9 protein-coding genes are annotated in these 8,236 nt (G+C 68.2%); 6 read left to right on the plus strand and 3 right to left on the minus strand.

Annotation, left to right across the window (positions count from 1 at the left end):
- Positions 1–6: 6 nt before the first annotated feature.
- Both PIJ50_RS15650 and PIJ50_RS15655 read left to right on the plus strand, forming a co-directional pair.
- Positions 7–1,068 carry an ABC transporter permease gene (locus PIJ50_RS15650; protein ID WP_271976496.1) on the plus strand — a complete coding sequence of 354 codons (1,062 nt, stop codon included), beginning with the start codon at positions 7–9 and terminating at the stop codon, positions 1,066–1,068.
- Complete coding sequence (locus PIJ50_RS15655; protein WP_271976497.1) at positions 1,044–1,847, plus strand: ATP-binding cassette domain-containing protein; 804 nt, start codon at positions 1,044–1,046, stop codon at positions 1,845–1,847. Before PIJ50_RS15650 ends, PIJ50_RS15655 begins: the two co-directional genes overlap by 25 nt.
- On the opposite strand, the gene PIJ50_RS15660 is transcribed toward PIJ50_RS15655, so the two are convergent.
- The 3 genes from PIJ50_RS15660 to PIJ50_RS15670 all read right to left on the minus strand — a co-directional run bounded on the left by PIJ50_RS15660 (position 1,822) and on the right by PIJ50_RS15670 (position 4,099).
- The gene (locus PIJ50_RS15660; protein ID WP_334212736.1) at positions 1,822–2,427 is read right to left on the minus strand and encodes a nucleoside triphosphate hydrolase; all 606 of its coding nucleotides are present in this window, start codon (positions 2,425–2,427) and stop codon (positions 1,822–1,824) included. The two genes, PIJ50_RS15655 and PIJ50_RS15660, sit on opposite strands and share 26 nt — an antisense overlap.
- Positions 2,428–2,751: 324 nt before the next feature.
- On the minus strand, positions 2,752–3,006 hold the full coding sequence (locus PIJ50_RS15665) for a hypothetical protein (RefSeq protein ID WP_271976498.1): 255 nt from the start codon (positions 3,004–3,006) through the stop codon (positions 2,752–2,754).
- Positions 3,007–3,199: 193 nt separating this feature from the next.
- Positions 3,200–4,099, minus strand: coding sequence for a LysR family transcriptional regulator (locus tag PIJ50_RS15670; protein WP_271976499.1), 900 nt, complete (start codon positions 4,097–4,099; stop codon positions 3,200–3,202).
- Positions 4,100–4,193: 94 nt separating this feature from the next.
- On the opposite strand from PIJ50_RS15670, the gene PIJ50_RS15675 reads away from it, so the two are divergent.
- Genes PIJ50_RS15675 through PIJ50_RS15690 form a run of 4 tightly spaced genes read left to right on the plus strand, consistent with a single transcriptional unit; the run spans position 4,194 to position 7,566 of the window.
- Complete coding sequence (locus PIJ50_RS15675) at positions 4,194–4,601, plus strand: GlcG/HbpS family heme-binding protein (RefSeq protein WP_271976500.1); 408 nt, start codon at positions 4,194–4,196, stop codon at positions 4,599–4,601.
- Complete coding sequence (locus PIJ50_RS15680; protein ID WP_271976501.1) at positions 4,601–5,125, plus strand: VOC family protein; 525 nt, start codon at positions 4,601–4,603, stop codon at positions 5,123–5,125. Before PIJ50_RS15675 ends, PIJ50_RS15680 begins: the two co-directional genes overlap by 1 nt.
- 12 nt (positions 5,126–5,137) lie before the next feature.
- Positions 5,138–6,235: an SMP-30/gluconolactonase/LRE family protein gene (locus PIJ50_RS15685; RefSeq protein WP_271976502.1), complete on the plus strand. Its 1,098-nt coding sequence runs from the start codon at positions 5,138–5,140 to the stop codon at positions 6,233–6,235.
- Positions 6,232–7,566: an amidohydrolase family protein gene (locus PIJ50_RS15690; protein ID WP_271976503.1), complete on the plus strand. Its 1,335-nt coding sequence runs from the start codon at positions 6,232–6,234 to the stop codon at positions 7,564–7,566. The genes PIJ50_RS15685 and PIJ50_RS15690 overlap by 4 nt, the downstream gene beginning before the upstream one ends.
- Positions 7,567–8,236 lie beyond the last annotated feature (670 nt).

Genomic DNA, 8,236 nt, shown 5'->3' on the forward strand with positions numbered 1-8,236 from the left:
ATGGTCATGAGCCAGACAAAAGACGATTTCGAGGCTGGTCTGTCGAAGGCCAGCACGCAGGTCGCGGACTTTTCGCGCCGACGCGGGCCGCTGGAACGCGTGCAGCACGGCCTGCACGCCAATCCCACGCTGGTGCCGGTCATGGTGCTGCTGTTCGGCATCGCGGTGTTCGGGCTCATCGTGGGGGAACGGTTCTTCAACGCGTTCACGCTGACGCTGATCCTGCAACAGGTGGCCATTGTCGGGATCGTGGGCGTGGCGCAGACGCTGATCGTGCTGACGGCGGGGATCGACCTGTCGGTCGGCGCGATCATGGTGCTGTCCTCGGTCATCATGGGGCAGTTCGCGGTGACGCTGGGGATCCCCGCACCCATCGCGCTGTTCTGCGGGCTGGCGCTGGGCACGATCTGCGGCATCGTCAACGGCGTGCTGGTGGCACTCGTGCGCCTGCCGCCCTTCATCGTGACGCTGGGCACCTGGTTCGTGTTCGAGGCGGCGAACTTCATCTACACCCAGAACCAGACCATCCGCGCGCAGGATGTGGAGGCGGCGGCCCCGCTGCTGCAGTTCCTTGGCCGCACGTTCCATGTGGGCGGGGCCGTCTTCACCTATGCCGTGGTGGCGATGGTGGGGCTGGTGCTGCTGTTCTTCTACATCCTGAACCACACGGCCTGGGGCCGCCACGTCTATGCCATCGGCGACGATCTGGACGCGGCGCGGCTGTCGGGCATCCGCACGACGAAAATGCTGATCTCGGTCTATGCGGTGGCGGGGCTGATCTGCGGCTTCGGGGGCTGGGCGCTGATCGGGCGGCTCGGCTCGATCTCCCCCACCTCGGGGTATGAGGCGAACATCCAGTCCATCACGGCGGTGGTCATCGGCGGCACGTCGCTGTTCGGCGGGCGCGGATCAGTGATCGGCACGCTGATCGGGGCGCTGATCGTGGGCGTCTTCGCCATGGGCCTGCGGATCTGGGGCACGGACCCCCAATGGACGCGCCTGACGGTGGGCGCGCTGATCATCCTGGCGGTTGCGGCAGACCAATGGATCAGAAAGGCATCGGCATGATCCGGAACACACCCGTCCTGACGGGACGCAACCTGCAGAAACGCTACGGCCGGGTCGTGGCAATGGACAACTCGGACTTCGACCTTTATCCGCGCGAAATCCTCGCCGTGATCGGCGACAACGGCGCGGGGAAATCGACGCTGATCCGCGCCATGACCGGCGCCGTCCAGCCTGATGCTGGAGAGATCCGGCTTGACGGTCAGCCGACCACGCTGGCCAACCCGCAGGCCGCCCGCGACCTCGGGATCGAGACGGTGTACCAGAACCTCGCTTTGTCCCCCGCTTTGTCCATCGCGGACAACATGTTCCTCGGGCGCGAAATCCTGCGCGGGGGCGTGGCGGGGTGGTTCCGGATGCTGGACAAGCCCGCGATGCGCAAACAGGCGAGGGAGCAGTTGAACACCCTTGGCCTGATGACGATCCAAAGCATCGACCAGGCGGTGGAGACGCTGTCGGGCGGCCAGCGTCAGGGCGTGGCGGTGGCCCGCGCCGCGGCGTTCGGGTCGAAGGTCCTGATGCTGGACGAACCCACGGCCGCGCTGGGCGTGAAGGAATCGCGCAAGGTGCTGGACCTGATCCTGGGCGTGCGGGAACGGGGGCTGCCGATCGTCCTCATCTCGCACAACATGCCGCATGTGTTCGAGATTGCCGACCGCATCCACGTCCACCGCCTAGGCAAGCGGCTGTGCGTGGTGGACCCGAAGAAGGTCTCCATGTCCGACGCGGTGGCGCTGATGACGGGCGCGGTGCAGCCTACGCCGGAGATGATGGCAGGCTGACATCCGCGGGCACGCTGCCCTCGATCACCCGGCGGGCGTTGGGCAGGTCGTTCCCTTCGACCTTGGCCGCCCCGTCGGGCCGGGCGGCCCACCGCGCCCGCAGGCGCTGTTCCAGCACCGGCAGCGGGACGTCCAGCATCACGGTCATGTCCAGCAGCGGCCGAAGGGGCGCCCAGTCCGGATCGTCCAGCAGCAGGTAATTGCCTTCCACCAGAACGACCTTCACCTCCGGCCCGATGACGCGGGCGGCGGCGCGCGAGATTTCCAGATCCCGGTCAAAGACCGGAACGGCGATCTCCCCGCCCTCGCCCCGCAGGCGGTGCAGCATCGCGCGCAGCCCCGCCACGTCGAAGGTGTGCGGCGCGCCCTTGCGGTCCCAGTGGCCGCGGGCGATCAGCACGGCGTCGTCGTAATGGAACCCATCCATCGGCAGAATGGCGCTGTGCGGAATGCGGGCCTGCAGGCGTTCGGCCAATGTGCTCTTGCCGGCACCGGGCGGGCCCGCGATGCCGATCAGCCTGCGCGTTTGGATGCCGCACAGGTCCTTGGCCAGAGCCTCGATCGTCATGGTGCGCGTCATCGTCGTCTCCTCCGGGCACAGCCGGATGCGGCAAGACCGTCCGCATCCGAACCACGATCATGTCCGACTGCCGGAAGGAGTCAAAGACGAAGACCTGCCACGGCACACGTTTGGCGTGTAAGGCGGATGTGCGCCTACGGGATTTGAAAGAAAATCCGCACACCCCAGATAGCCCTGCGTAACAAGTGGGGGCCGGTTGTGTTAGGCTCCGACGGTTCGGCTGGGGGCGTTCCGCGGGATGGCCCCCAGCCGAACCAGGCTGCGGCCATGCCGGAACGGGTTGTTTCGGTCCGGAACGTCGCAGCGCCTCCGCTTCCTTGGCCGTCAGCGCCGGCGGATCGGGAACATGTCCTCCCCGCCCTGATGCAGCTTCACATGATGACGCCGGCACAGCCACCGCACGTTCAGGGGCTGGTCGTAATGGTCGTGATGGGCGTCCACCACGGTTCGGCCGCACACCTCGCAGGGCTGCTTGTCCAGCGTTCCGGAGTTAAGGGCCTGCTGCACCGCAAGATGGGCGTTGTACTTCACCATGTTCGCGCGGCGCCAGTCGGCCTGCCGGGTCTTGCTCTTCAACATTTCCCGCTGCTCCCTCATTCAGGCCAAGGCGTCCTCAAGATCGGCGGCATGAGCCCGCTTGCAATGATCTTCGTCGTCCCGTGCCGCCCCAGGACGCGCCGGATGTTCCATGACAGGCGCCGGAACGCTGCATGATCCGTCCCCCGCCCGTCGCTGTCAAATGGCTTTGCCGTGACGGTCACGGGATGCCCGCTCAACCGCCTTCCAGCAGAGGATGCCGCGCGAGGGGGGCCAGTTCGTCCCGCAGATGTTTCAGCAGGCGCCGCACCAGCCGCGGCCGGCGGTCCGAGGGCAGCAGCGCACGAACCTCTCGCCCACCCGTGTGCCAGCCGGGAAGAACATGGACCAGACGCCCCTCGACCAGATCCTCCATCACGTCCCAGACGGACTTCATCGCGATCCCGCCCCCGGCCAGCGCGGCGGCATGGGCGGTTTCGCCGTCCGTCCCGGTCAGCACCGGATGGATGCGCGCGTCCGCCTGACGGGTGCCGTCCTGCAATGCCCAGATGCGGGGCGCGGGCCGGCCCACGGTCAGGCAGCGATGCGCGTCCAGATCCTCCGGCACCTTTGGCGTGCCGTGCTGCGCCAGATAGGTGGGGGAGGCGACCAGCAGATGCGCGTCCCCCACAAGCCGCTCCCCCACTTCCGACACGGGGCCCTGCCGCAGCGCCAGATCCACCCCTTCGCGAACCAGATCCACCCTCTGCTCCGTCGCGATCAGCTCCACCGTCACGCCCGGATGCGCGTTCAGGAAGGTGGGCAGGCAGGGCGCGATCCGCCGCTGCGAAAACGCGACGGAGGCGCTGAGGCGGATGCGCCCGCGCAGGGGGGCGTCGCCGCGATCCTCCAGCACGTCAAAGGCGGTCAGGGCGTCGCGGCAGGGGCCAAGGAAGCTTTCCCCCGCCGGGGTCAGGCGCAGCGCGCGGGTGGAGCGTTCGGCCAGCCGCTCACCCACCGCCGCCTCCAGCCGGGCGAGGCGCTTGGACAGCACCGACAGTGCCACCCCCACCTCACGCGCAGCGGCGGACAGGCTGCCCATCCGGGCCACAGCCTCGAAGGCGCGCAGGTCGTCGATATGGTCGATCCGGGACATGTCTTTCCGATCCGCGAAGGCTGACTTCCACGTTTCGCAAGAAACGTTGGCGGCAATCCGCGCGTTCCAACACCGACACAGAAAGGAAGCCATCATGAAAACCGTGAACCAACCCTCCATCAGCCATGAAGCCGCGCAGGCCGTCATCGCCGCCGCCGTGCAGGCCGGGCGGGAGCGGGAGTTTCCCGTCTCCGTGGCTGTCGTGGATCGCGGCGGCTGGCTCGTGGCCTTCAGCCGCGCCGATGGCGGCGTGCCCGGCGGCGTCGATGGCGCGATCGGCAAGGCGCAGTCCTCGGCCAAGTTTCAGGACAGCCTCGCGAACTTCGGCCAGATGGCGCGGGACGGCCAGACCTGGCTGGGCGATCTGCCGGGCATGATCCCCCTGGGCGGGGGGGAGCCCCTGATGGTCGACGGCGTCTGCGTGGACGCGGTGGCCGTGTCCGGCGCGAACGAGCCGGTGGAGCAGGCCTGCGCCGAGGCCGGTGCGGCGGTGCTGCGCTGATGGCCGTCCGTGGGATCGAACATGTGGGCATGACGGTGCCCGACATCGCCGAGGCCGAGGCCTTCTTCATCAAGGCCTTCGGCGCCGAGGTTCTGTATCGCGGCGTTGCCAAGGACGGCCCCGATCAGCCGGGCGCGGACATGGCCGAGGTCAATGGCGTCCCCGCCGACAACGGCTTTCGCGCGCTGTCGATGCTGCGCATCGCGGGCGGCGCGAACCTTGAACTGTTCGAGGCGATGACCCCCACGCGGGCCGAAGTGCCACAAATCACCGACATGGGCGTGCACCACTTCTCCATCTATTGCGACGATGTGAAGGCGGTGGGCGAGGCGATGGCGGCGGCGGGCGGCACCATGCTGAAGGGGCCGAACCCCTTCTTCGGGCAGGAGGAGGGCGAGGGCAACGTCCTCTGGTTCGGCCGCTGCCCTTGGGGTTCGCTGATCGAGCTGTTGCAGTTCCCGACGCCCCCGACCTGCGACGCCCCCGGCGCCACGCACATGCGCTGGCAACCCCCGCCCGCTTAAGAGGACCGACTGATGATGACCCGACGCGCCCTGATCCAGACCGCCACCGCGGCGAGCCTTCTGCCTCTCTCCGCCCGCGCGGCCGGCGGAATGCAGGTCCTCCTCGGCTCGCCCTTCCTTGCCAATGGAGTCACGACCGATGCGAAGGGTCGCATCTATCTCTCGCTGCCCAGCTGGACCGGCCCCTCCCCCGGCATCGGGCGGCTGGAGGGGGCGGAGGTCGTCCCCTTTCCCGGCGGCGCGTGGCATGATCCGGACACGGCACCGGAGGATCGGCTAGTCGCGATCAACGCCGTCCACGCCTTCGACGACGGCCTGATCTGGGCCGTGGATCAGGGCGGACCAGAGGGCGGGCAGAAACTGCTGGCCTTCCATCCCGACGGCTCCTTGGCGCAAAAGCTGACCTTCGGACGCGATATCCTGCCCGAAGGCGCGGCGATGAACGACCTGCGCAAGGACGGCGCGAAGATCTACGTGACCGACAGCGGCCTTGGCGCGATCATTCTGCACGATCTGGACAGCGGCACGACCCTGCGCCGCCTGTCGCACCACCCGCTGCTGCGGGTCGATCCGGACCGGGTGCAGGTCGGCACCGCCGGGCGTCCGCTTCAGGACGAGAACGGCAAGCGCCCCGCCACCCATGCCGACATGATCGAGCTTTCGACGGATGGCAAATGGCTCTACTGGGCCTTTCCCGCCGGCCCGCTGCGACGGATCGAGACAAAGGCGCTGTGGACGCTGGACGGCGAGGCGCTGGCCGAACGGATCGAGACGGTGGCCGAGATCCCCCCCATCGGCGGCACCGCCATCGACGATGAGGGCAACATCTACCTGTCCGACGTGGCGGCGCGTCGCATCGCGGTCCGGGTGCCGGACGGGCGCATCCTGACGCTGGTGCAGGATGACCGCCTGATCTCCCCCGATGCGATCTGGATCGACGCGGACCGTCACCTGATGGTGCCCGCCGCCCAGACCGAGTGGCTGCCGAAACATGACAAAGGGGAGAACCGGCTGTCTCCGCCCTATCTGACGCTGGGCATGACGCTGCCTGCGTCGCTGGAAAGCGCGCCGCTGGGGCGTGCCGTGTTCGTTCCGAAAGATCCCGCATGAATCGTCGCCAGATGCTCGCCGCCACCGCTGCCACGACATTGTTGCCTGCCGCTCTGCGCGCGCAGACACCGCAGCGACTTCTCCTGAAGGGCGCGGAGGTTCTGGGCATAGGCCCCGCCGACGTGCTGATCGAGGGCGATCGCATCGCCGCCATAGGCCAGCCCGACGCGGCGGGGGCGGAGGTGATCGACATGTCCGGCACGCTCCTGATGCCTGGCATGGTCGACACGCACTGGCACATGTGGAACACGATCGCGCGGGGGATGGGGCAGACCGACCTCGGCGGGTTCTCGAACTCCATGGCACCGCTCGCAAAGATCTGGACGCCGGAGGCCGCCGCCCTGTCCGTGCAGCTGGCATTGGCCGAAGCATGGACCTCCGGCATCACCACCGTCCACAACTGGGCCCACAACACCCGCAGCGCCGAGTTCGCGGCCGCGGAATGGGAGGCGATGCGCGACGGCGGCATCCGCGGCATCTTCGCCTATGGCTACCCGCAGGATCTGAAACCGGGGGAGCGGATGGACTTTGCCGCCCTGCGCGCCTTCCGTGAGCGGTTCGCAGACACCGGCACGATGCGCCTCGGCCTCTGCACGCGCGGACCGGACCGCAGCGAGGACCGCATCTGGCAAGAGGAATGGAGGATCGCGCGCGAGATGGGGCTGCCGATCACGTCCCACGTCGCCTCCGACCGCAAGGGCGGGACGCTTGGCAACATCGCCAGGATGGCCGAGGGCGGATTTCTTGGCCGCGACGTGCAGATCGTCCACGCCACCCAGGCCAGCGACGAGGATTTTCGCCTGATGGCCCAGCACGGCTCCCCCGTCTCCATCAGCCCGTGGACGGAGCTGGAGGTGGGCTACGGCATCCCGCCCGTCGCGCGGATGGCGGCGGCGGGGCTGCGGATCGGGCTGTCGGTGGACAACATGGTGCTGGCCGGGAACGCCGACATGTTCGGGGTGATGAAGGTGACCTCCGACCTCGCCTCCGGGCAGACGGAAACGCAGGGTGCGGTGAAGGACGCGACCGTGCTGCACTGGGCCACGGCGGGCGGGGCTGAAACGCTGGGGATCGCCGATCTGGGCATGATCGCGCCGGGGATGCTGGCGGATCTGGTGGCGGTCCGGACGGATGCGGTGAACACCGCCCCTGTCCGCACGCCCGAGTTCCTGCTGACCCACGCAGCGCATCCCGGCAACGTCGACACCGTGATCGCAGGGGGGATCCTGCGCAAGCGGGGCGGAGCGCTGGTCGGCATAGACCACACGGCCCTGTTGGCCGAGGCGACCCGGTTGATGGCTTCGCTTCGCCGACGGGCGGGGATCGACTGACGTTCCGCCGGACGCTGGCGGTGGTGCTGCGCGGTTTTTGCCGCCCTTTATGATCTTTGATGTGAGACCGCTTGTGGGTTGCCCTGCGGCTTTCAATGTCACGAAATGGATTGTCTGCACCCAGCGATGCAAATAAGCGCGGCCAAGGCCAGCAGGCGCGGGGCACGGTGCAGGACGTTGCGGGGACGGTGAAGGGCAAGCTGGGCGACCGGGTCTGATCTTGCACCGTTCCAGAAAGAAGGCCTCGCCGATGCGGGGCCTTTTTCATGTCAGGACAAACCGTCCCGCCCGCCTTGCTTGCTGCCGGGTTCCGCGTGGGCGGGCTTTGGTTCGTTCCGGGCCCGGCCGGTCGTGACGTCCCCCCGTCCAGGGTCTTGCCTATGACCCGCCGACCGCGTTGGACCCTCCGCCGGCCTTGCGGTCGGGCATCTGGCCAAAACCCCGCCACTGCGAGCCTTTTTCATGTCCTGGCAAGCCTGTGCACAGCGGCCTGCCTATGACCGATGTGACCCTGCGGTCACCCCGTGCCCCCGGAATGCAGAACGCGCGGGGTGTCCCCCGCGCGCTTGTGCTCGTTTGATCCCGGTCCTCATCAGGTCAGGGCGCGGGCCTCAAAGGCCTTGAGAACGCGGCGGGCGGTCTTGCCGTAGCTTTCGGGCATGGCGCGCAG

This window comes from Falsirhodobacter sp. 20TX0035, from assembly GCF_028307215.1.
Taxonomy (GTDB): Bacteria; Pseudomonadota; Alphaproteobacteria; order Rhodobacterales; family Rhodobacteraceae; genus Falsirhodobacter.